This is a genomic window from Adhaeribacter radiodurans, from assembly GCF_014075995.1.
Lineage (GTDB): Bacteria > Bacteroidota > Bacteroidia > Cytophagales > Hymenobacteraceae > Adhaeribacter > Adhaeribacter radiodurans.
This window is the reverse complement of the sequence record NZ_CP055153.1, coordinates 3,174,137-3,198,325: the sequence shown is the minus strand read 5'-3', so window position 1 is coordinate 3,198,325 and position 24,189 is coordinate 3,174,137. Positions and strand designations below refer to the sequence as shown.

Here is a 24,189-nt window from a genome sequence, read left to right as displayed (position 1 = left end):
TTCATTTACCTTTTTACCAACTATTTTTCGTTTTATTTTAAATTTAGTAAATAGAAGCTAAATATCAGGTTAAGAAAAATGCCAGAAGGCTATAGATGTGGTTATTAAAAGTAATTTCCCCAATAACTTCCCAACCGAGGGATTCGGTATGAACCTGGTGCGAAGCTTTATTTGCTTGATCAATAAAGGCAATACCTAAGTTAAAACGGGTTTTAAGTTCTTCTTTCGTTTTCTGAAACATATTCTGGAGCAAGCCTTGCCGTCGGTAATTTTTCGCAACGAGTACTGGTCCGTAAAAAAAATAATTATAGTGGGTTACAGGTAAATTCTGGTAGTTTAGTTGGGGTAGCTGAATAATAATTTCCTGTACCAAAGGCGGATACTTACCCGGCGGTAAATTAGTATTGAGAATAAAACCTGCTAGTCCTTGTTGTTGATAGGCTATTATACAAGGTGCCGAAGCAATCATAGCAGATATTGCCGCTTCGGAGAAAACACCAGTTAAAAACCCAGATTGGCGCTCTTGTAGTGAAAGATTCTGGTAAGTATATGCGTTAGCTAAATCAACTATTGCCGGTACATCTGCGGCTGTAGGTACCTTTATATCAAAATCTTTCATTAAAACAGTCGAGTAGATTTCTGCAATTATTTTAATATAAAGGTGCTTAAAAGCTGGTAAACCTGATTAATATTATTATCCTTGCGGAATTCTTTTTTTATTGGTTCTGCTTGTCCGGTAACCCAGATATTTAATTCGGCATCTAAATCGAACATGCCGCCGCTTTCTTTCGAGAAACGGGTAATAGATTTATACGGAATAGATAAGTACTCTATCTTAGAACCAGTTAAACCTTGCTTATCGACAATTAACAGGCGCTTATTGGTAAAAACCAACATATCGCGCAATATTTTAAATGCTTTTTCCAGATTTTCCCCGTCCACTAACAAAGGCGCAAATTCCGTCTGTATTGTTTCCAGCGACACCTCACTGGCATTTCCCATTAAACCATCTAGTATTCCCATCGTTTTAATTTTTAATTTTTGCAACTTAAAGATTTCTATTTAACTACTTCTGTTAGGGCTTCAAATATTTCACAATCTAAGTGTATTGCTAGGTGCAATTAATTTACTTGATTTTTAATATTTTATAAAAAATCCTTCTGGTAAATATAAGGTTTATATGGCCAATTTATATTTCAAAAGCCTATTCTATTTGCATGTTATATATTTAATAATTAATATTGTAAAAATAATATATTAGCTAAGTTATAAAATGAAGGGCATGACAGGTATCGTCTTAATTATTATCGGTGTATTTTTTATTATATCTGGTACTGCAGTCATAATGAAGAAGAGCAAAAATCAAGTTGAAAGGATAGGCAATACTACTTCAACCAGGATAGATATTGATTCAGTTGAATCAAAGGTAACTTATCAAAATAAGGAAGCAATAGAAAGTGGTATTAACAAAAATGACTCACATGATTATCTAAATACTACCAAGCAATCAAACAATATTTATTCAAGTAAGTCCGATACTAAAGAAAATAGTTCAGAACAACCTAATGATTCTAAAAGTAAAGGTGATGCCTTTGAAAAATTTATTGTTCAAAAGTTTAATCAAAAGTTTTTTATATTAAAAGAATGGTCTGGAGATAAATATATTAATGGCATTTACGCTGAAAACGCAATGAATCCAGATATGTTGTTTGAGTTTAATTATAATAATAGATCTTACAACTTTGCTGTAGAGTGTAAATGGAGAAAAAATTTTTACTATGATGAGGTTGAAATAGCTACTCTTAGGCAGATTGAAAATTATAAATCATTTTCAAACAAAAAGAGAGTTCCAGTTTTTATAACCTTAGGTATTGGAGGTGAGCCATCCTCTCCCAATCAATTATATGTTATTCCACTGCGTGCAATTTCACGAAATAAATTAGATAAAGCTTATTTAAAAGAATACGAAAAAGATCCTTTCGGAAATTTTTTCTTTGATGTTGAAACAAATGAATTATTAACGAAAACTCTCGAATCAAAAGAACAGGCGAAAATCTAACTATTTAAAACCGTTATTCGTATCTTTACTTCCTTATCCTTATCTATTTAAAATATAAGTTAACGTACATAAAAGCTCTTTAGATTTATTTTTTTGGCGGATTATTTAATTGTTGGATGGTAGTGGGCTTTTATTTGTATCGTAACCCAGTTCTTTTAATTTTTGCTTAAAAGTAACTTGAGGCGTAACATCATAGCCAAAACCTAGAATGCCACTTACTTTATTATTTTCGTCGAAAATAGCTTGATAAGTAAAATTAAAATAAATTGTTTCTGGTGCTTGATCGGCAAAACGATATAAAGTAAAAGGAATTTCTTCGGCAACGAAATCCTGGCCGGTTTGGTAAACTGATTGTAGTACTTCTAAAAAACCTTGGTCTACAATTTCCGGTAACGCTTCGGCTACGGTTTTATGTAACAATTCGCGGCCGGGGTACAGCTCCTGGTAAGCCGGATTAACCAGTTCAAATCGCAGTTCAGAACCTTTTAGAATACAAAAAAGACCGGGGGCTCGCAAAATCAGGCGTTCTAAAGTAGACCGCTCCGCTTCAACTTTTTGAAAAGCAAGGTGTACCTGGTCCGACAACTGGGACATTTGCTCGTTCGTTGCCAGTAACTCCTGCACCATTATTTTGGCATCATGAATATCGGTATTGCTGCCTACCCGCATGTTTACAGCACCCTCTAAATTGACTAGCGGTAAACTTTTTGTTAAATGCCAACGATAGTTCCCTTCTTTGTTACGAATGCGCACTTCGGCCTGAAACTCTTCGTTCGGCGGCAAGGCTACATCCATTTTTTTCTGCACCGCCGCTAAATCATCCGGATGAAAGGTGTTGCGCCAACCCGTGCCCAGTAATTCTTCGGCGGATAATCCGGTATAGTTAAGCCAACGCTGATTTACGTAGGTTACATTGCCCTGGGTATCGGCAGTATGAATGAGCTGCGGAACAGCATCGGTCATGTACTTAAATTTATTTTCCATCTCAAGGTGGGCCCTTTTAGCCAGTTCCCGTTGGGTGACATTACTCGTACGCCGAATAATATATTTAACTTCACCCGCTTCGTCCAGTATAGGAGTATGAGAGGCTTCCCAGTAGCGCGTTTCGTAGCCGCCGCCTTGGGCTGATGGCCGGACAATATCGTACCGGAGCGGTTCAAAATAATTTACAATTTTTTCCCGGAAGGTTTTATCAATAGATTGCCGTAAAAGGCTGGTGTTTTTAGAGCTATCATCCTCCGGACTGTCCGGGAAAGCCTCTAGCAGGTTGCTGCCCATTAATTGCTCTCGGGTGCGTAATACCAAGGTTAAATATTTATTCGTAACCTCCAAAACCGTATAGTCCGGGGCAATAGCAATTAATGCTTCCGGAATATTAACAAATAGTTCGTGTAAATCTACTTTCGCGTTTTCAGACATTCTCATTAGATAGTAATTTATGCAAAATTTGTTGGGCAGCTATGCTAATAACCGTACCCGGACCAAAGATGCCCACCACCCCGGCATCGTATAAAAACTGATAATCCTGCGCCGGAATTACACCCCCGGCAATAACCAGAATATCAGCGCGATCCAAAGCTTTCAGCTCGGTAATTAATTGCGGAATTAATGTTTTATGACCAGCCACCAAACTGCTTACCCCAACCACGTGCACATCGTTTTCCGTTGCCTGGCGGGCAACTTCCTGCGGAGTTTGAAAAAGCGGTGCAATATCCACGTCAAAACCCATATCGGCAAAGGAAGTGGCAATTACTTTAGAGCCGCGGTCGTGCCCATCCTGACCCATTTTAGCCACCATAATGCGTGGCCGGCGGCCATCTACTTGCGCAAACTGGTTGGCCAGTTCTTTGGCTTTTTTAAAATTCTCATCGTCGGAAAGTTCGGCGGAATACACGCCGGAAATAGCTCTGGTCACTGCTTTATATCGTCCGTAAATTTTTTCTAATGCACTCGATATTTCGCCTAAAGTAGCCCGGTTACGAGCGGCTACTACTGCCAATTCTATTAAATTTTCGCCTCCACCCTGCGCAGCTTGGGTGAGCGCCTGTAAAGCTGATTCTACCGCAGAGGTATTGCGTTCGGCTTTTAATTGAGCTAAGCGTTTTATCTGGGTTTCGCGTACTAAAGTATTATCAATATCCAGTACTTCCACCGGAAAGTCATTTTTCTCGGGGCGGTATTTATTTACTCCCACAATTACATCTTTCCCGGAATCAATGCGGGCCTGCCGGCGGGCAGCGGCTTCTTCAATGCGCATTTTTGGTAAACCGGTGGCAATGGCTCGGGCCATTCCGCCTAAATCTTCTACTTCCTGAATAAGGTCCCAGGCTTTATGTGCCAGCTCGTGGGTGAGAGTTTCTACGTAATAAGAGCCACCCCAGGGATCTACTACTTTGGTAATATTGGTTTCGTGCTGCAGATACAATTGGGTATTACGGGCAATGCGTGCCGAAAAATCGGTTGGCAGGGCAATGGCTTCGTCGAGAGCGTTGGTGTGTAAACTTTGGGTGCCTCCTAAAACTGCCGCTAAAGCCTCTAAGGTAGTACGAGCTACGTTATTAAATGGATCTTGCTCGGTTAAACTCCAACCCGAGGTTTGACAATGCGTGCGCAACATTAATGATTTTTCGTTTCGGGGGAAGTAACGTTGCATTAGCTTGGCCCAAAGCAAGCGGCCCGCTCGGAGTTTAGCAATTTCCATGAAATGATTCATGCCAATCGCCCAGAAAAACGATAAACGGGGCGCAAACTGATCAATGTCTAATCCGGCGTTTAAACCGGTACGCACGTATTCCAGGCCATCGGCGAGGGTATAGGCTAGTTCCTGAGCAGCGGTTGCACCGGCTTCGTGCATGTGATAGCCGCTAATACTAATGGAGTTGAACTTAGGCATACGCTGTGCGGTATAAGCAAAAATATCGGCCACAATGCGCATGCTGGGTTCTGGCGGGTAGATATAAGTATTCCGCACCATAAACTCTTTCAAAATATCATTCTGAATAGTACCGCTCAATTGATCTGGTTTCACCCCTTGTTCTTCGGCCGCTACAATATAAAAAGCCAAAATGGGTAATACCGCTCCGTTCATGGTCATAGAAACACTCATTTGATCCAGGGGAATCTGGTCAAAGAGAATTTTCATGTCCAATACGGAGTCAATGGCTACACCGGCTTTACCTACATCGCCCTCTACTCGGGGGTGGTCGGAATCGTAACCCCGATGCGTGGCTAAATCAAAAGCCACCGATAATCCTTTCTGACCACCGGCCAGGTTCCGGCGGTAAAATGCATTGCTTTCTTCGGCAGTAGAAAAACCCGCGTATTGCCGGATAGTCCAGGGATTGCGCACGTACATGGTAGAGTAGGGGCCCCGCAAGTACGGCGGAATGCCGGCCGTAAAACCTAAATGATCCAGTTCCTGAATATCAGTCGCCGAATAGAAATGCTTTAACGGAATTTGTTCTGCCGTTTTCCAGGTAGTTGGCTCCGGCTGGCTGGTAGAATTTTTAACAACAGTTTTATCTAAAGAAATTTTCGAAAAATCAGGCTTCACGGTCAGGCTTTGTAATGGAAAGAATTTAATTAACTATCAATAGTTTGTTCTTTTTGCAAGTGTTCCTGAATGCGAGCTACAATTGTAGTGGTATCGCATCCTTGAAAAAGAAATTCGTCGAAACCTTGTTCTTTTAATTCGGCCTTCATGTGGTGAGGATTCGCCGCCAGAATAATAGCTGGTTTATTTTTGTGGCTTTTAAGGGCCGGGCCAATTTGTTGGGCAAAAGATTGATATTCTTTAGTAGAAGACGATAAAACAATTACTTCTCCGGAAACCAAAGGTAAGGCTTGAGCCGCTTCTGTTACCGAATTAAAATGCTGGATCTCGGTAGTAAACCCAGCGCAGCCAAAGAATTCTTTAGCAAAAGAAGCATTCAGGTGCCGTTGAATAGCATCGCCCACAGAAGCTATTACTACTTTGGGCTTTTGCCGCCGTTTCAGGTAATGTAGTTCTACCGCAAACCGCATTACTTCTAAGGAGTAAGCCGCGCGGGTAGTATCAAAATAATTGCTTTGAATAAGCTTTTCCGGATCGTAGTCAAATTTTTCTTTGGGGTTGATAAATTTATTCGTGCCAACCAGAATATCCTCCCCGGAAGCAACTTTTTTAAATTTTTGCTGGGCTACTTCATTTAAAGAGTTTTTAATATAATTGTTTTGCCAATTAGCCACAAAGCCACCTGTTTTTTCGAGATCCTGAAATATTTGCCAGGCCGACTCAGCGAGTTGACTAGTTAATGTTTCGAGATAATAAGAACCGGCAGCCGGGTCAATAATCTGGTGTAAATACGCTTCTTCTTTTAACAGCAGCGAGATATTACGAGCAATCCGTTCCGAAAACTCGTTTTCAGGACGGATGGTGTTATCAAAAGAACAAACGGCTAAACTGTCGCAACCGCCTAGTACAGCTGCCATGGCTTCGGTGGTGGTGCGTAATAAATTAATGTGCGGGTCGAAAGTAGTTTGATGCCACCGGGAAGTTTGGCTGTGTACCCGGAGAGCAGCCGCTGCTTCCAAATCCAGACCGTAGGATTTTATAATGGTAGCCCAAAGCAAACGAATTGCCCGTAGTTTAGCCATTTCAAAAAAATAGTTGGTGCCAACAGCCAATTGAAAATGCATGTTACGGGCAACTAATTCCGCAGGAATTCCCCGATTGGTAAGTTCATCTAAACAGGCAACGGCAGCACTAATGGTATAAGCTATTTCCTGCACTACTGTTCCGCCTTTAAAGGCAAAGCCCGCCCCATTTATCGAGAGTAATTTATAAGAAGTATTGTCCTGGTATACCTTCAGCAAAGCAGCTAACTCATCGTAGTAAGACCGGGTATAAAAAGTATGGGCTTCGGATAGGTTAAAATAAATAAAACCGCGTAGTACTGAAGTTGAAATGTGTAGCTCTTGAAGGACGTTATAAAAAGTTTTTAGGAAATCAGTTGGTTTTTGGCTTACCGTAAAACTGATAGAAAAACGGTTGTAATCTATATGTTGCAGTAAATAATTAAAATCAAGAATTACTTTATCCTGAAGAATAAAATGCAAACCATCGGCGCCTTGTTCTACTGCTTTGGCTCCTTTATCTACGGCTGAACAAAAATTGTGACTAACTGTAATAACGGCAATATTTTCCCAATTATTATTCGCTGTTTTATGGCCGCGGACAAAAGGATACTGAACAGGAATAGCTTCGGTTAATGGCTGATCAGCTAAGTCTTCTGAGTGGTAGCATGGTTGTATGGTTATACCCTCCGGCGAATGCCAGGTTAAACTTTCCGGATCTTCTCCTTTTAAATCTTTACGAACTTTGTTTGCCCATTCCGAACCAGAAATCTTTTTAAACTCGGGAAACAAAGAAAGGCGCTTTAATGAATCTGGCATACAATACGGTTTTATTTAGCAGACAAATTTAGGCTATAATTTAAATAAACTGCCATTTAAAATGTGTACGCCATTTTTAGCAAAACGGATTAATATTAGCCTATTCCGATTCACCTGTCCGCTTTTTTTATCTGCCCAATTTACTATTTAGAATAATCTGTTTCACAAAATAAATATGGGTTACTTTACGGAAGAAGAGCAGGGTAAAACCGAAACGGCTATTACTTATAAATGTCCTTGGGTTTATTTTGTTTAGTATTCCGCTGATAATAATTGAATGTTATTGTTATGTGCCTTTTGGTGTGTATTATAAATGGACAATCCAAAAAATAAAATGTTCAATAACGAACAGCTAGTAACCCGACACTTTTCAAAAAGTGCTCCTTAAGGTTCCTTTTCAGGTTTTTAGCATAATGGCACACCCATTGTAACTTCTGTTACCGAAGTTCTTTGGCACGCTGCCAGTTACTGTCAATCCATCTAAAACCTATAAAATTATGAAAAAGCTAATTCTTTCACTCGTGTTATTTCTGCAGTTCGGTTTAGTAATGGCCCGCGACAATTTTCCATTAATTGGAGTAAAAGTTCGCAGTGAAAACGTTAAAATGTACCAGCAGGCAGGTACAACTACTCCCGTCATTCAAACTATTGCTACCACCGACCGGGTAGAACTAATTTGCAAATGGAATAATCAGTGGGCGCAGGTAAAAGTAAACCATAAAATAGGTTACGTTTTATTTACAGAGTTAATGTTCCAGAAACCAGAACCGTAACCATCTGCCTCACAACTTTATACGGCTAGCATTTACTAAAACCGCAACCAAAATGGATGGTATTTAAAATGGTAACATAACAATTTACCTTTTTAGGTACCGTTCATTTTAATTTAGTAAATCAAGTAAATTCTTTATTTAAATGTCTCTAACTTATTTAAGTGAAAAGCAGCTTTTAAAAGAAGATTCTGAAGAAATGATAAGTAGTGATTATTGGAATTCTTGTAAATTATACCAAATTGTATCAAAAAGCTTTCCTAGATTTTGCTTTCTAGTAAGGGTTTTCTTTGGAGGCTTTCCAAGTCTCTAGGCTGCGGTGCTATCTAACTTTCTACTTTCAAGATTGCCTCCTGGCCGGCGGGCCCCGTTTGGCTCTTCCTCACTCGCTAGTCTTCCTTTCCTCGCTCCGCTGCGGAACGCTTCCAGCACCAGAACCCTAGCAGGTGCTCCACAGCCAAACTGCTGTCTTTATTCTTAGTTACTGTTTTTACTTTTTTTAGTATTATTTGATTGTATTAAACTGGCTTTTTCAGGATTTGCGGAGAGGGAAAGCAGAACAGGAAGTTTAATTCCGTTAATACTTGTCATTAGTAGCAGCTATAAAAATCATTTTTCTTCTCCTGAATGATACAAGTTAATTATACAAGAGGTGAAGAAAAGCAACAGCAACTAGCAACTAACACCAGTTTGGCTATAGAGGGCCTTTTAGCGTTCCGGTGCTGCAGAGCAGCATGGCGCAACGCAGTGAGCCAATGTTCGCTAAACCGCCCGAAAGAGCCAAACGAGGGCCGCCGGCCACGAGGCAAACTTGTTACTTGTCAAATAAGTTAGCACCGCACCCTGGAGACTTGAAAAGGCTCCAAAGAATAACATCAAAGTCCGTTAAAGTAACTAATTCTTACTATTTGGTATAACATCTCAAAAAATTAATTTACTAAACATGCTTTCGAGATTGGAGTAAAAAGGAGTTACTATTCCAATACTTATATACGAAAAGCCAAACATCTACTATCTTGATATTTGTGTCTATTTACTTAGCAAAATGTAAATATTTTATTTTTCCAGTTCAATTGTAAAAATTGACTTAGTAGCTGTTTTTTGAGCGCCGCCTTCAAAATAAACAACATTAAAGTTCTCTTGTTGCCAGGTCATTTTAGTATCAGTAAGGTTTGTTACTTCAAAAATAGAATTTAAACCAGAGGCAATTAAGTTGATGTACTTTTTACCGTTTTGCTCGTTCAGGGTGTATGTGGCATATTGAGCAATGGTACCCCCATTATTGGTGATAATATTTTTATTTTGGATAATGTATTTAAAATTATTAGTAGTACTTTCTTCGTAGACTTTATTATTGGCGGCGTCAAAGTACTCGGTTTTATCAGAGGTTACGTTCCAGACGCCTTGTACTAACTCATCAAAAGTTTTAGGTTTTTCTTCGTCTTTTTTACAACCCAAAGCAAATAAACAGAACAAACAAAAATAAGATAGCCATTTCATAAGTAGTAATTTTCTAAAATAATGCCGTTGGTTCTTCAATCAGGTTAATGGCAAGAGGCTTCTCCCAGTTCGGTACCGTAGGCGTAACTTTTACCATATTTTGTATCCGCCGCATCTAAAATTACTACACCGCCCAGATAAACATTTTCCGAATTTGCCAAATCACAATAATACATTGCCATTTCGGTTTTGTCTTCTCCATCGTTTGCTACGATAATAGCCAAATAGCCTTGCTCCGTGTAAATTGCCCGTACTATAGCCGGGTTATTTTTAATAGTATTTAAAAAAGCCTTTATGCTCATTTTATGGGTATTTTCAGTAAGCGATCTGGTCCGGTTTCTTAAATGCACGCGAGCATAGTAGGTTCCAATATTAGCAACAATCACCAAGAGCAGGATGCCTAGCCAAAGTTTAACCGATCTTTTTTTATTATAAAGAATCCCGATTAAAAAGATAATTAAGGTTATAACAATATTTAAGAACATATGCTTTTTAACTCTCTCAAATTTATAGCAATATAGAGGAATTAAATAATCTAATACCTTCTGGCAAAGCAGATGAAAGGCCGATAGAGCTGGTAAACTTAAATAGTATACCATCAAAATGCCTTCTGATTTTTAAGTAACTATAGAGCTAATATAACTTAAGTGCTACCTATATTAAATTTAAAATGTTTGATGATTGTGATATGATTACAGTTAGAGTTAGAGATTACCATATTCACGTTACATTCTGAAAACGCTATACGTAACAGAACGCCAAATTGTGCTTACTTAAATACGCAATGCGTTAGCTTAATAGATTTTAATAACGTAGTTCACCACGTGCTGGATACAGATAATGGTGCAGTTATGGGCTACTCTTTCTGGACTGTTTATAAAACTCGGGGTTATCCTGATAAAATTCATGCTATTAATCTGAAAGATTATGCTAAAAACATGGACTAACTAGAAATAAGCATCTCGTATTCTCTTTATTTATATATTTTAATTGATTTTAATTTAATGAGATAAAAATTAAAAAATGCAGCTACATGCTGCGTTTTTTATTTTACCATTATCGTATTGTTGTATTTATTGTATTTTAACTAAGATATACGAATAATGGATAAATTACATATTGGCACCTCTGGCTGGAGTTATCGTTGGAAAGGTTTGTTTTATCCCGAAGATCTTCCATCCGCTGACTACTTACCTTATTTCTCCCAGCATTTTAACTGCACCGAAATAAACAGTAGTTTTTATCATTTCACCATGGAAAAAACCATTCAGAAATGGTTGGACCAAACACCTTCTGACTTTAAGTTTTGTGCCAAACTGAACCAGGAAATTACCCATAAACGTAAATTCGAGAACGCCGAGGAGCCCTTAATTAAATTTATGAGCCGGTACGTTCTTATGGGAGAGCGCCTGGGAGTTATTTTAATTCAGATTGCCGGCAGTTTTCGCTACGACCGGCCAACAGCCGAGAGTTTTTACCGTTTACTTCGGCAGCACTATCCCGAGGTTAAGTTTGCATTAGAAGCGCGGCACGCGTCTTGGTTTTCGGAAGAATCCCTGGATTTACTACGTGATTATGAGATTACCTTTGTCATTGCCAGTGCCGGCAAGCGTTTCCCTAGCTTAGAAACTACTACTACCGAAACTGTTTACCTGCGTTTGCACGGCGACGAGCGTTTGTATTCATCCTTATATTCCGACGAAAAACTGGAACGTTATGCTTATATGATCAATGATTGGCTGCTGGATGATAAAGAAGTTTGGGTATTTTTTAACAATACTATAATGGGTAGTGCTATTACAAATGCCAAAACCTTACAGACGCTTCTCGCTAATTTGTAAACTATTTGATGGTTAGTTGTAGATTAATTTTAAATGGAATGAATGGTAATTTAAGGCCGATAACAGAATAAACTTGAATATTTAAAGAGGTATGATCCAGGTAATATAGATATTTTCAAATAAGTTTTACGCTTGTTTGATTTGTTTTAGGAAAAGCTATTATGTATATTCACTAATCACCTTCACCCATTATCCATGAAGAGTTTCCGCTGGCGGCTTTATTGGCGAGACCTTATTTTTACTTTTTTACTTTTTTCTTGTCAACGAACCTGGCAGCCAAGTCAGCAATTACGGCCCGAAGCGAAGTTGCCGGTAAATGCAGCAGTAGCGGCAGACATGGCTACCGAATCAATGATAGTACCTTATCGCCAGAAAGTAGAGCAGCACATGCAGGAGGTAATTGGTACGGCTCCTGTGGAATTAAAAAGTAATTTTGTGGAGTCGTCGCTGGGTAATTTTGTGGCAGATTTACAGCGCAGTCAGGCGGCCACTTTATTGGGAAAACCCGTGGATATGGGACTCATGACTAAAGGTGGCTTACGCTATATTATTCCGCAAGGAAAAATTACCATTGGCGATGTATTTGAATTAATGCCTTTTGAAAATGAACTTTTGGTACTAACTCTTTCAGGTTCTACCGTCGAAAAGCTTTTTCAGTTTGGCGCGAAAACAAAAATTTTATCGGTATCAAATGCCTCTTTTACTTTACAAAACGGACAAGCAACTAATATTCTAATTGGTGGTCAACCTTTAGATACGCAAAAGATCTACACCCTGGCTATTTCGGATTACCTGGCTAATGGAGGAGATAATTTAAGTTTTTTGAAAGAAGCCATTAAAACGGAGAAAGCGGGTATTTTACTGCGCGAAGCCATTATTCAGCACATTCAGCAACTAACGGCTCAAGGAAAACCGGTAGAAGCTCACGTAGAAGGCCGGGTGAAAGTGATGTAGTTAGAAGGTTAGAAAGTTGATAGGTTTTAAAGTTGGAAGGTTGAAAAATTAATTTTTAAAATTATTTGATTATCGCTAGTCTTAGTGGAGTAAGACGAGTGATGAATGAACAAAAGTCAGCCTCTAAGCTGACGAAACAGATTACCAAAAAAAGTAAGTTGCTGGACCGGATTTACTTAACGATAAATCAAAATATTAAATAGTACATATTCAACCGTTGAACAACGAACAACTAATAACGAGGAACTACTTTATAACGTCCGAATAATGAATAGACGTGATTTTTTGAAAAGAACTGCGGTTGGAGTGGCGGCAACTGGTTTCATGGCTTTGCCTGAAGATATTTGGGCTGCCTCAACCGTGCGGTTAACCATTCTGCATACTAACGACATGCATTCGCGCATTGATCCCTTTCCGAACGATGGGCGAACGAATGGTGGTTTAGGTGGTATGGCCCGGCGGGCTACTTTAATCAGCCAAATCCGGCAGCAGGAACCCAGTGTATTATTACTCGACTCCGGCGATATTTTTCAGGGCACCCCTTTTTTTAACTTTTTTGGCGGCGAGCTGGAGTATAAGTTAATGACGCAAATGCGCTATGATGCGGCTACCTTTGGTAACCACGATTTCGACAATGGATTAGCGGGTTTGCAACGGCAATTACCAAATGCTGGATTTCCTTTTTTATCGGCTAATTACGATTTCAGTAAAACTATTTTGAAGGATTGTTTTCAGCCCTATAAAGTTTTTGAAAAGCAAGGCATTAAAGTAGGCATTTTTGGTTTGGGTATTGAACTGGCCGGTTTAGTAGATAAGAAAAACTATGAGGCTACGGTTTACCTGGACCCGGTACAACGAGCTGCCGATATGGTGAAACAACTCCGCGAAAACGAAAAATGTAACCTGTTAATTTGTTTGTCGCACCTGGGTTATAAATACGAAAACGCGAAAATAGATGACCGGAAGCTGGCTCAGCAAGTACCCGGTATAGATTTAATATTGGGCGGCCATACGCATACCTTTATGGAAGCTCCCGAAAAAATAAATCACTCCAATGGCCACGAAACTATTATTAATCAGGTAGGTTGGGCCGGAATTAATTTAGGACGGATTGATTTTAATTTTAGTAAAAAAAACAAGCAAAAAATAAACGTTGCGGCTGTGGTGCTGCCGGTGGGGCAGCCTGTAATAAGTTCGTAAATAAATAATTTTTTGTTAAGTATTTTTTTTAGATTTTTGTAGCCCTCAAAAATTGTTGGGCCTCGGTAAATTGTAGGATAATAACTTAAGGAATAGTGACTTTCATGATCAAAGACTGTACGACAGTATGGAAGAACTGTCTGCAAGTAATAAAGGATAATATAGGTGAGCAAAGCTACAAAACGTGGTTTGTGCCTATTGTACCTTTGTTACTGAAAGATAATGTGCTGACCATACAAGTGCCGAGCCAGTTTTTTTACGAGTGGCTGGAAGAACACTATGTGGGCTTGTTAAAAAAAGTAATTTACCAGGAGTTAGGGAGCGAAGGCCGCCTGGAGTATTCCATTATTGTGGATCGGGGCAATGATTTTAACAAGCCACAAACGGTTAATATTCCTACGAAGAAAATACCAACCGCCATTACTAATTCGTATCAGCCGGAACAGCATTTCTTAAAGAACCCGTTCGATTCTAAAACCATTGATCGTAATTTTTTTAATTCTCAGCTGAACAGTTCTTACAATTTTGATAATTACATTGAAGGCGATTGCAACCGTCTGGCGCGTTCTGCCGGTTATGCCGTAGCTACCAAACCGGGTACTACTTCGTTTAATCCTTTAATGGTATACGGCGGTGTAGGTTTAGGCAAAACGCATTTGGTTCACGCCATTGGCAATCATATCAAAAGCACCTGGCCCGAAAAATTTGTGCTGTATGTTTCTTCCGAAAAATTTGTAAACCAGTTTATCGAGTCGTTAAAAACAAATACAGTTCAAGATTTTGCTAATTTTTACCTGCTCGTAGATATTCTAATAATTGATGATGTGCAGTTTTTGAGTGGCAAGGAAAAGACCCAGGAAATGTTTTTCCACATCTTTAACCACTTGCACCAATCCGGTAAACAAATTGTGATGACTTCGGACTGCGCACCGCCTAAGTTAAAAGGTTTAGAAGAACGATTATTATCGCGTTTTAAGTGGGGTTTAACCGCCGATTTACAAAGCCCTGATTTTGAAACCCGCATGGCTATTATCCAGAAGAAAATGCAGGCTGATGGAATTGATATTCCGAATAATGTAATTGAATACCTGGCTTATTCGGTAGATACCAATGTGCGGGAACTGGAAGGAGTACTTATTTCTTTAATTGCCCAATCATCGCTTAACCGGAAAGAAATTGATCTGGAACTGGCCAAAAACGCTTTAAAGCATATTATTGAAGACGTTGAAACTGAAGTAAACCTAGATTTTATTCAGAAAACGGTAGCCGAGTACTTTGATGTAACTTTAGATTCGCTAAAAGCAAAAACCCGGAAAAAGGAAATTGTTACGGCCAGGCAAGTAGCCATGTATTTTGCGAAAGAGTTTACGAGCCATTCGCTTAAATCAATTGGCTATCATTTTGGCGGTCGCGATCACAGTACTGTTATTCACTCGGTGCAAACAGTTTCAGATTTAGTTGATACGGATAAAAAATTTAAAGCTTCTATTCAAGAATTACAAAAGAAATTTAAAGTGAAAACCGGGTAAAATAGCCGGCTAAATAAAAAATATGCTTTCTAAAAAAGCGAAATACGCCCTTAAAGCCCTTTTATACCTCACCAAAAACGCCGATAAAGGCCTGATTTTAATTTCGGATATTTCGGAACGGGAACGTATTCCCCGGAAATTCCTGGAAGCCATTCTGGTTGATTTAAAAACCCAAGGCTTGTTACAAAGTACCCGCGGTAAAAACGGGGGGTACGCTTTAGTAAAAGATCCTGCCCAAATATCAGTAGGTAATGTAGTCCGTATGATTGATGGCCCGTTAGCACCAATACCTTGTGTTAGCCATTTGTATTACCGTAAGTGCGACGAGTGCGTGGACGAAATTACCTGCGAAATCCGGATTGTAATGAAAAAAGTGCGCGACGCTACTGCTAACATTCTGGATACTACCTATTTAACCGACCTGGAAAAAATAAATTCCTTAGTGGCTTAAAAAAATATTTGCCACTTTCAAAACTTCTTTCTTTATTTGTCTATTATTTCTGTAGACAATATATAAATAACTTTAAAGATGTATAAATGAATAATCAGGTTAATCTTATTTACTAATAACTAATAAATAAGCTTGATACTTTCTATTTATAATTTATAAAAGCTTGAAAATCTTTCTTCTAAAAGCAAAAAGCCAGCACCTAAAATTACTAATCCCTTTTTAATTCAATGAAAAAAATTTTATTACTCACTTATTCTTTTCTGTTAACATTTTTTACTGTTTATGGTCAGGAAAACAATATTATTGAGATTTCAGGTCAGGTAACAGACCAGGAAGCCAAAGGGCCTTTGCCGGGAGTGAGTGTGTACGTGAAAGGTACCGTAACCGGAACAGTAACCAACACTACCGGAGATTTTTCCTTACGTACCAGGTTAAGGTTTCCGTTTACTTTAATTTTTTCATCTATTGGTTTTCAGCAGCAAGAATATGAAGTTACCGGTGTGGGTTCTAAACTGAATGTAGCCATGGTAACACAAACAGTATTAGGGAAAGAAGTGGTAATTACAGCTTCCCGGGTTGAGGAAAGTATTTTAAAATCCCCGGTAGCCATTGAAAAGTTGGATATCCGTGCTATCAGAGAAACCCCGGCTCCCAGTTTTTATGACGCTTTAGAAAATGTGAAAGGGGTGCAAATGACTACCTCGAGCCTTACCTTTAAAGTGCCCAATACCCGCGGCTTTAACATTCCTAATAATTTCCGGTTTATGCAACTCGTTGATGGGGTAGATATGCAAGCTGCTACCTTGGGTGTACCCCTTGGTAATGCCATTGGCCCCACTGAATTGGATATTGCCAGTGTTGAGATTACTCCGGGAGCTGCTTCGGCGTTATACGGCATGAACGCAATTAACGGTATGGCTAACCTGATTACGAAGAGCCCCTTTTTACACCAAGGATTAAGCGTTTACCAAAAGACTGGCGTAAATCATGTTGATGGTATTGATCATGATCCCAGTGTTTTAACCGAAACCGCTATTCGGTATGCGAAAGCATTTAATAACAAATGGGCATTTAAAATTAACGGAAGCTACATGCGCGGAACGGATTGGCGCTCAAACTCAACCACTGATCAAAATCCTAATACTTTAAATACTGCTAATCCGGGCTTTCCGGAATTAGCTGGGGCCAATAACCCTGCTTACGATGCCTGGAATAAATACGGTGACGAAAATAACAATGCGGTTACTTTAAGTGGTGTTCAGTACCAGGGTAAAAACCAGACCTTTTTGGTAAGAAGAACGGGATACTGGGAAAAGGATGTTGTTAGTCCTATTGTAGATAACTTAAAGTTTGATGCGGCGCTGCATTACCGGTTAAATGATAATGCGGAGCTTTCGTACGGTTACCGCATTGGTAAAATGGATGGGGTTTTCCAAAGGGGTAATAAAATTCAGTTAGACAATGTACGGGTCCAGAATCATCGTTTAGAATTAAAAGGGACTAATTACTTCATTCGGGGTTATGCCTCTATCGAAAATACCGGCGATTCCTATAACGTGAAACCTATGGTAGATAACCTGGATATTACCGGGGGCGGCACGAACCAGGTTTGGGGAGGCAAATTTAAAACAGCTCTGCAAAACGAATTAAATAACGGAGTTGATTTAACAACAGCTATGCAAATTGCCCGGCAATCCGCTGACCAGGGTCGGACTGAGCCTGGAACTCCCGCCTTCGAGAGCTTGAAAAATACAATTCGGGGCATAAATAACTGGGATCATGGAGCGGTGATTCCGGGTGCACCCGCTACTGGTGGTGCCTGGTTAAAGCAAATGAGCCGCCTCTACCACGCCGATGCGCAATACGATTTTGGGGATAAAATCAAATTTGTAAACGTATTAGTGGGCTTAGATGCCCGGATTTACGAGATTATTCCGGATGGGAATAACTTCGTTGATTTCTCCCGGCCAATTGAGGAGAGAACTCTGCTCGGTGGCAATAATGTATATTATAAGAAAATAGGTGGTTTTGGTCAGGTAACGAAAACTTTATTCGATAACAAACTAAAACTTTTTGGTTCGTTGCGCCTGGATTACAATCCGGAATTTGATCCTAAGTTAAACCCCCGGTTAGCAGCCGTTTACACACTTTCGGAGCAGCATAACTTTAGGGCTTCGTTCCAGAATGGTTTCCGGTTTCCTTCTTTGTTTGAGGCCTTATCTTACGTAAACAATGGTAATGTACGCCGGGTAGGCGGGTTGTCTTACATAAACGAAGGTTTAGGTTACCTGGATAACTCGTATACGCTAACTTCGGTAAATACTTTTAATGCGGCTGTTAACAAAGACGTAACCGCCGGACTTACCTCTAACGATGCGGCTTTAAAAAATCGAAGCTTACTGGATGTTACCAACTTATCGGCCACCCAACCTGAACGGATTAATTCCTTTGAAGTAGGCTACAAAAGCTTACTACTGGAAAATAAATTAGTAGTGGACATTGACGCTTACACCAATGAATACAGTGGCTTTTTGGGCCAGGTGGAGGTAGCAGTACCAGCTTCGGATAAGGTAAGTACGGATGCTTCGGTAATAGATATGTTAGCGGCGAACCGTAACAAACAAACTCGTTACCGGGTGTATACCAACGCTAAAAACAAATACAATAATTACGGATCATCGTTGGGTATTACGTACAATTTTTATCAGAAATTTACTTTAGCTGGTAACGTAAACTATAATAACATTAAAACCAACGAAGAAAAAGATGTGTTTGTAACTGGGTTTAATACACCTAAGTTTATCACCAATTTATCTATCGGCAACCGGGAGGTAATTAAAAATACAGGTTTTAACATTGTCTGGAAATGGCAAGACTCTTTTTTATGGGAGAGTCCGTTAGCGAACGGATCGGTGCCCGCTTATCATACTTTTGATGCCCAGGTTACCCACCGGGTACCAAAGATGCATACAACCATAAAAGTTGGTGGTGCTAATATCTTTAATCAACGTTATATTCAATATGCGGCAGGTCCTACTATTGGCGGTCTATATTATGTAGCCTTAACAGTTGACGGATTATTAAATAAATAAGTATATTTACCAACAAATAATTTTGTATAACAAAATGAACGCTCACTGGTTATAATAACCAGTATAGAAAAATGAACAAAATGGATAAGTTTCTAAAAATTAATTTCCTTTGTTGTATGCGGGGTTGTTGTAGCTAGCGGCCATACCGAAGTAGAATTACGGTACTGGCGATATTAGTTAAGAATCATTGTTCTACTTTAAAAATTTTCCGCATGAAAGCAATTTCTTCTGTGTATTATAACACATCTTCTATCCCAAACAATTCTTTTTTTAAGTCTTCCATTGAAAACGAAAGTAACCTATTAGTTGCTCCTGAATCTGCACTTGCTCTACCGTTAACGTTAGCTAAACCTAAAATCACGGTCCTGGATAAAAGCCAGTTACAAGAACTTCATAAACTAATTAAATCTTTTCAGGCCCAGGTGCGAAACTCAGTAGCACTTATAAAGTGGTTGCACGCTAAAACCGGTAACAAAACAACAGCAGTTAGCTCTACTGGTCAGGAACCATTCACCTGGCAAAGTTCCTTTGGCGAGAGTCTTTCGTTCCGATTTTCGACTAATTCAGATGCCTTTACTTTATTTTCTGATACGCTTATGCGGAAAAGTTATTTTTTGCACCACCACGCGCAGGTAGATACATTCAATCAATTAATAAAGGTGCGGGTAGCCGTAAACCGATTGCCCGAGCTGGAGCAAGAATTAAGTATTGTCTTTGAAAATATAAAACCAATTAATTACCTCGAAACGCAGCTGCTACAAAAACAACAATTATATTTTTCGAAGCGGCAGGCGGGATAAATCCGATTCTAAACCAGGCTGCATATTGTTGGTCATTAAATAATTAAAACAAATTAATAATTTTTCAGGCACAGAAAGCCTAGGCTACCGAATTGTTTTTTAGTGCTTGTTATAATCAGAAGGCTTTTAGATTATTTAATAACTTTCTCTTAAAAACATGTTTAACTTAAATTAAATAAAATACTATGGCGTTACGACTGGGGGATATTGCCCCCGATTTTACAGCAGAAACCTCCGAAGGTGTTATTCACTTCCACGAATGGATGGGTAATGGTTGGGCAGTTTTATTTTCGCATCCTCGTGATTATACTCCCGTTTGCACTACCGAATTGGGTGCCGTAGCTCGACTTAAAGATGAATTTGATAAACGTAATACTAAAGTTATTGCTATTAGTGTAGATCCCATCGATTCGCATGCGGGCTGGATTAAGGATATTAATGAAACGCAAGATACCACCGTTAATTTTCCTTTAATTGGAGACCCTAATAAAGAAGTTGCCAATTTGTACGACATGATTCACCCAAATGCCAGCGATACGGCTACAGTGCGTTCGGTTTTTGTGATTGGTCCGGATAAAAAAATAAAATTAACCTTAACTTATCCGGCCTCCACCGGAAGAAACTTCGCCGAAATTTTACGGGTAATTGATTCGTTACAGCTTACTTCCAACTACAGCGTAGCTACACCCGCCAATTGGGAAAATGGTCAGGATTGCATTGTTGTGCCAGCTATTGCAACCGAGGATATCCCGGCTAAATTTCCGAAGGGCCACAAAGTAATTAAACCTTATTTGCGTACTACCCCCCAACCAAATTTATAATTTTTCCTATTAATGTAAATAAAAGTAGCGGTTCAGTTTATGACTCGCCGCTACTTTATTGCTATTTATTTAGAAAGCATAAACAGAAAAAAGGAAGGGCTTACTTGTAATTGCTTTTTATAAATTTTTATAAAGTTTAATAGAAGCATTTAAAACCTAAACAATAAGACTAAATAACACCTGATAGGTTGGGTAATAGTTCCCCTCCTAAGTTTAAGAGGAGTATGGGTGGTTGTTTTCCAATAAAGATGTTAAACCGAATATTTATTTTTACCCAGGAACTTAGGAGTTTTAACCATAGAATTTAAAAAAAAATTACATAACTTTCTGATAATTAAATTACTATACTATTTTATCCCCAATTAAACGCTATTAACCTGATTTTTTTTATTGAATAAGATAAATGGATGGTAGGTGTAAGGTTAAATGATGAAAGATGAGGTCGGATTGTGTATTTACAAATTTCATTCTCTCCTTCTATCACCAGTAAAGAATTGATATAGTATTTAGTAAATAAAATCTATGCTACCATCTAATAATACAAACCAAAGCGAACCTGAAGTAAATACAACCGTTATTGTACCGGTTGATTTAGAAACTCCGGCTAAGACTGGAAAACCAAGAAATATTTTATTTCACTTTGGTGTGGTAGGCATTGTACTAGCCACTATTTTAATTTTTATGGGCCAGGTTCCCGTACAAGATTCTGCTACGGTTTATGATTGGTTAGCACAAAATACTACTTCGGAGTTTTTTCTTTATATGTTGGGTGGCTTTATTGCGCAAATGGTAGATGGGGCTTTAGGTATGGCTTATGGGTTAACTTCCACTACTTTTCTTCTTACCTTGGGTATTTCTCCGGCGGCGGCAAGTGCCAGCGTGCATGCTTCCGAAGTTTTTACCAGTGGTGCTTCTGGTTTAATGCATTTAAAATTAAAAAATGTGAACCGTAAATTATTTGCTTCCCTTTTGATTCCAGGGGTAATTGGGGCGGGGTTAGGCGCCTATATACTTTCAGAGTTAGAAAGCTATAACTACATTATAAAACCCTTAGTGGCCAGTTATACTTTGGTATTAGGAGCTTTAATTATAATAAAAGCTTTTCGACCCAATCGGTCTAAATTAAAAGAAAAGTTAATTGCACCTTTGGCAGTTTTTGGCGGTTTTATGGACTCAGTTGGAGGGGGCGGTTGGGGTCCTATTGTTTCTTCTACTTTAATTGCCGGCGGACATTCTCCTCGTTTTACAATTGGCTCCGTTAATCTGGCAGAATTTTTTATTGCCTTAGCTAGTTCAATTACTTTTTTCACTATGATCGGTATTCATCATTGGCAAATTATTGCTGGTTTAATCTTAGGTGGCGTTATTGCCGCACCTATTGCTGCTAATCTGTCGAAGAACCTACCAGTGAAAGGCTTGATGATATTAGTCGGGATATTAGTAATTCTGGTAAGTAGCCGGATTTTATATATGGCTTTGGGGAGTTAGTTTACTTCCGAAACTTTAAAAGATGCAAGATTCAAATTTTCTAACTGAACTTTCGGGTAAAGTAATATCCTAAAACTAACTACCCCGAATAAGAATTAGTAAATTTCTTCTACCGCTACCATGTTCTTTGTTTAAATACCCCTAATTTTTTATTGTCAAACAGTTTGTTACGGTTACCTTTTGGTGTTTCAAGAATTACATTATAGTAATTATTTTCCGCATCAAAGTATGGATTTGATCTAAAGCAACTGTCATGTTTACTGGCTTTAAAGATTTATTTAGTAATAGGGAGCAAACGGAAAACAGGTTAATAGTGGTTACAAATCCATTAGGTTTTTAGCAGCTTGGGAATCAGGATTTTTCAGGTGTTTTTTAAACCGAAATGCTTCCTACTTTGTAATATTTCTGATATATTAGTACTTACCTTATCTGATTATATTTTTTCAAGCAATTATATATCCCTATAGAGCCTTCGAATTAATTAATTTCACCTCTAAATAGTCGGTAATTATGGATAATGGAGTATTACTGAACGAAATCAACAATCAGTTTTTTACTTATCTGGCCAACGATTTCGGCCTGACCCACCCTTCCCACAAGCTGGAAAATTGGTACGACCTAAGCTTCGACGAATTTAAACAAGAACTCATTAACCGCGACATTACTTTCGACGACACTACTATTTCTGATTGGGAAGAGTATTTTACCATTCAGCAGGAAAAAGTAAAAAAACTGCAGCAACCTATTTAAAAAGTAAAACCCGCCAGTTTTTTGCTGGCGGGTTTAATCTGTTCAGAATATTTTTTTCTAAATGTTCCTTACGGGAATATACCTAACGATAAGTAACTTACCGCAATTTTCTCGGTAGCACTGTAAAAAGCAGCGGTGCGCAAGTCCGATATGGTAGGATGCTCCCGCATAACGTCGCGCATTTCATGGTAGGCGTGAATCATGGTATCTTCTAAACCTGAATGAACCAAGGTAATTTCATCGGCTCCCCGAATAATTAACTGCCGTTCTTTGGCAGAAATGCTTTTACCTGTGGTAGTTTCAATTGTATCAATAATCCGGCGCAGACTGGCTTCTTCGGCACGTTTTCCCATGCGGCCAAAACGTACATTCGATAAGTTTTTCAACCACTCAAAATAAGAAACTGTAACACCACCCGCATTTAAATACAAGTCGGGTAAAATAAAGATATTACGGCTTAGTAAAATTTGTTCGGCTGGTTGGGTAACAGGACCATTTGCGCCCTCAGCTATTATTTTTGTTTTGATACGTGCCGCATTACTTTCATCAATTTGATTTTCTAAAGCGGCCGGTAGCAGAATTTCGCATTCGTACTCAAGCAAATCGATAGAATTCTCCACGTTGGTAGCACCGGGGTAGTTTAAAATAGAACCAGATTCTTTGCGGTGCTTAAATACTGCTTCAATATCTAAACCATCTGGGTTGTAAATGCCGCCTTCCCGCTCGGCTATACCTGTTATAATGACACCATCTTGCTGGCAGAAATGAGCTGCGTGGTAGCCCACATTACCTAATCCCTGCAAAATTAAGCGTTTACCTGCCAGGCCCGGCGTAATCTTTAGTTGGTTTAAAATTTCTACGTCTTGCAAGGCTTCGCGTAAGCCAAAATAAATACCTAAGCCTGTTGCTTCGGTCCGGCCCCGAATACCGCCCTGGCCTACTGGTTTACCGGTAACACAGCCTAAAGCACTTGTTTCGCCGTATTTAAAAGTATGATAGGTATCGGCAATCCAGGCCATTTCCCGACTACTGGTACCGTAATCCGGGGCAGGTACGTCCATTCCTGGTCCAATTAAGTTTTTCTTGATTAGTTCGCTGGCATAGCGGCGGGTAACTTTTTCGAGTACTTCTACCGGGGTGGTACGCGGATTTATTTTAACCCCACCTTTTGCTCCGCCAAAGGGTACATCAACCAAGGCGCATTTAAAGGTCATAAGCGTAGCCAAAGCAATAACTTCGTCCTCATCCACGTGAATACTGTAGCGGATACCACCCTTGGTAGGCAGTTTGTGGTGGCTATGCTGGGCCCGGATACCTTCAATTACTTCTACTTTGCCGTTTACTTCTACCGGAAAATTTACTTTATATACGCTGTTGCATATTTTAATTTGTTCTAAAATGCCGGGCGGTAAAGTAGAATGTTTAGCGGCTTCGTCGAAATAATGATGGACACTGTTTAAGAATTGTTTTCCCTGGGATTCCTGATAAATCATAGTTTTCG

General features: G+C 39.1%; 21 protein-coding genes. 13 read left to right on the top strand and 8 right to left on the bottom strand.

Annotated features, from left to right (window positions below; translation table 11 throughout):
* Positions 1 to 64: 64 nt before the first annotated feature.
* Complete coding sequence (locus HUW48_RS12940; protein ID WP_182416069.1) at positions 65 to 619, bottom strand: GNAT family N-acetyltransferase; 555 nt, start codon at positions 617 to 619, stop codon at positions 65 to 67.
* A 26-nt stretch (positions 620 to 645) separates the two neighbouring features.
* Positions 646 to 1,023, bottom strand: a complete 378-nt coding sequence (locus HUW48_RS12935; RefSeq protein WP_182416068.1) for a PH domain-containing protein — start codon at positions 1,021 to 1,023, stop codon at positions 646 to 648.
* A gap of 259 nt (positions 1,024 to 1,282) precedes the next feature.
* Here HUW48_RS12935 and HUW48_RS12930 point away from each other — a divergent pair, with 259 nt between their 5' ends.
* On the top strand, positions 1,283 to 2,059 hold the full coding sequence (locus HUW48_RS12930) for a hypothetical protein (RefSeq protein ID WP_182416067.1): 777 nt from the start codon (positions 1,283 to 1,285) through the stop codon (positions 2,057 to 2,059).
* A 105-nt stretch (positions 2,060 to 2,164) separates the two neighbouring features.
* Here HUW48_RS12930 and HUW48_RS12925 read toward each other — a convergent pair whose 3' ends face one another.
* From HUW48_RS12925 to HUW48_RS12915, 3 genes are read right to left on the bottom strand one after another with little or no spacing between them, the layout of a single operon-like run.
* The gene (locus tag HUW48_RS12925) at positions 2,165 to 3,478 is read right to left on the bottom strand and encodes a PAS domain-containing protein (RefSeq protein ID WP_182416066.1); all 1,314 of its coding nucleotides are present in this window, start codon (positions 3,476 to 3,478) and stop codon (positions 2,165 to 2,167) included.
* Positions 3,471 to 5,612 (bottom strand): methylmalonyl-CoA mutase, encoded by a 2,142-nt coding sequence (scpA, locus tag HUW48_RS12920; RefSeq protein ID WP_182416065.1) that lies wholly within the window; start codon positions 5,610 to 5,612, stop codon positions 3,471 to 3,473. Before scpA ends, HUW48_RS12925 begins: the two co-directional genes overlap by 8 nt.
* 29 nt (positions 5,613 to 5,641) lie before the next feature.
* Positions 5,642 to 7,492: a methylmalonyl-CoA mutase family protein gene (locus tag HUW48_RS12915; RefSeq protein ID WP_182416064.1), complete on the bottom strand. Its 1,851-nt coding sequence runs from the start codon at positions 7,490 to 7,492 to the stop codon at positions 5,642 to 5,644.
* A gap of 497 nt (positions 7,493 to 7,989) precedes the next feature.
* Here HUW48_RS12915 and HUW48_RS12910 point away from each other — a divergent pair, with 497 nt between their 5' ends.
* Positions 7,990 to 8,265 carry an SH3 domain-containing protein gene (locus tag HUW48_RS12910; RefSeq protein WP_182416063.1) on the top strand — a complete coding sequence of 92 codons (276 nt, stop codon included), beginning with the start codon at positions 7,990 to 7,992 and terminating at the stop codon, positions 8,263 to 8,265.
* A 1,053-nt stretch (positions 8,266 to 9,318) separates the two neighbouring features.
* On the opposite strand, the gene HUW48_RS12905 is transcribed toward HUW48_RS12910, so the two are convergent.
* Positions 9,319 to 9,762 carry a hypothetical protein gene (locus HUW48_RS12905; RefSeq protein WP_182416062.1) on the bottom strand — a complete coding sequence of 148 codons (444 nt, stop codon included), beginning with the start codon at positions 9,760 to 9,762 and terminating at the stop codon, positions 9,319 to 9,321.
* A gap of 44 nt (positions 9,763 to 9,806) precedes the next feature.
* Positions 9,807 to 10,064 carry a hypothetical protein gene (locus HUW48_RS12900; RefSeq protein ID WP_182416061.1) on the bottom strand — a complete coding sequence of 86 codons (258 nt, stop codon included), beginning with the start codon at positions 10,062 to 10,064 and terminating at the stop codon, positions 9,807 to 9,809.
* Positions 10,065 to 10,586: 522 nt separating this feature from the next.
* Here HUW48_RS12900 and HUW48_RS27285 point away from each other — a divergent pair.
* The 11 genes from HUW48_RS27285 to HUW48_RS12850 all read left to right on the top strand — a co-directional run bounded on the left by HUW48_RS27285 (position 10,587) and on the right by HUW48_RS12850 (position 22,688).
* Complete coding sequence (locus HUW48_RS27285) at positions 10,587 to 10,709, top strand: hypothetical protein (protein ID WP_262891514.1); 123 nt, start codon at positions 10,587 to 10,589, stop codon at positions 10,707 to 10,709.
* Positions 10,710 to 10,865: 156 nt separating this feature from the next.
* Positions 10,866 to 11,603: a DUF72 domain-containing protein gene (locus tag HUW48_RS12895; RefSeq protein WP_182416060.1), complete on the top strand. Its 738-nt coding sequence runs from the start codon at positions 10,866 to 10,868 to the stop codon at positions 11,601 to 11,603.
* Positions 11,604 to 11,798: 195 nt separating this feature from the next.
* Positions 11,799 to 12,557: a 5'-nucleotidase C-terminal domain-containing protein gene (locus HUW48_RS12890; RefSeq protein WP_182416059.1), complete on the top strand. Its 759-nt coding sequence runs from the start codon at positions 11,799 to 11,801 to the stop codon at positions 12,555 to 12,557.
* 267 nt (positions 12,558 to 12,824) lie between these two features.
* Entirely contained in the window at positions 12,825 to 13,757 is a 933-nt protein-coding gene (locus tag HUW48_RS12885) for a bifunctional metallophosphatase/5'-nucleotidase (RefSeq protein WP_182416058.1), read from the top strand.
* A gap of 104 nt (positions 13,758 to 13,861) precedes the next feature.
* The gene (gene dnaA / locus HUW48_RS12880) at positions 13,862 to 15,286 is read left to right on the top strand and encodes a chromosomal replication initiator protein DnaA (protein ID WP_182416057.1); all 1,425 of its coding nucleotides are present in this window, start codon (positions 13,862 to 13,864) and stop codon (positions 15,284 to 15,286) included.
* Positions 15,287 to 15,308: 22 nt separating this feature from the next.
* On the top strand, positions 15,309 to 15,737 hold the full coding sequence (locus HUW48_RS12875; protein WP_182416056.1) for an RrF2 family transcriptional regulator: 429 nt from the start codon (positions 15,309 to 15,311) through the stop codon (positions 15,735 to 15,737).
* A 227-nt stretch (positions 15,738 to 15,964) separates the two neighbouring features.
* On the top strand, positions 15,965 to 18,829 hold the full coding sequence (locus tag HUW48_RS12870; RefSeq protein WP_182416055.1) for a TonB-dependent receptor: 2,865 nt from the start codon (positions 15,965 to 15,967) through the stop codon (positions 18,827 to 18,829).
* Positions 18,830 to 19,041: 212 nt separating this feature from the next.
* Positions 19,042 to 19,629 (top strand): hypothetical protein, encoded by a 588-nt coding sequence (locus HUW48_RS12865; protein WP_182416054.1) that lies wholly within the window; start codon positions 19,042 to 19,044, stop codon positions 19,627 to 19,629.
* Positions 19,630 to 19,814: 185 nt separating this feature from the next.
* Positions 19,815 to 20,450, top strand: coding sequence for a peroxiredoxin (locus HUW48_RS12860; RefSeq protein ID WP_182416053.1), 636 nt, complete (start codon positions 19,815 to 19,817; stop codon positions 20,448 to 20,450).
* A gap of 522 nt (positions 20,451 to 20,972) precedes the next feature.
* Positions 20,973 to 21,938, top strand: coding sequence for a sulfite exporter TauE/SafE family protein (locus tag HUW48_RS12855; protein ID WP_182416052.1), 966 nt, complete (start codon positions 20,973 to 20,975; stop codon positions 21,936 to 21,938).
* A gap of 510 nt (positions 21,939 to 22,448) precedes the next feature.
* Positions 22,449 to 22,688 carry a hypothetical protein gene (locus HUW48_RS12850; RefSeq protein ID WP_182416051.1) on the top strand — a complete coding sequence of 80 codons (240 nt, stop codon included), beginning with the start codon at positions 22,449 to 22,451 and terminating at the stop codon, positions 22,686 to 22,688.
* Between the two features lie 68 nt (positions 22,689 to 22,756).
* Here the strand turns inward: HUW48_RS12850 and HUW48_RS12845 are convergent, their stop codons facing one another.
* Complete coding sequence (locus HUW48_RS12845; RefSeq protein WP_182416050.1) at positions 22,757 to 24,181, bottom strand: Glu/Leu/Phe/Val family dehydrogenase; 1,425 nt, start codon at positions 24,179 to 24,181, stop codon at positions 22,757 to 22,759.
* Between the last annotated feature and the right edge of the window lie 8 nt (positions 24,182 to 24,189).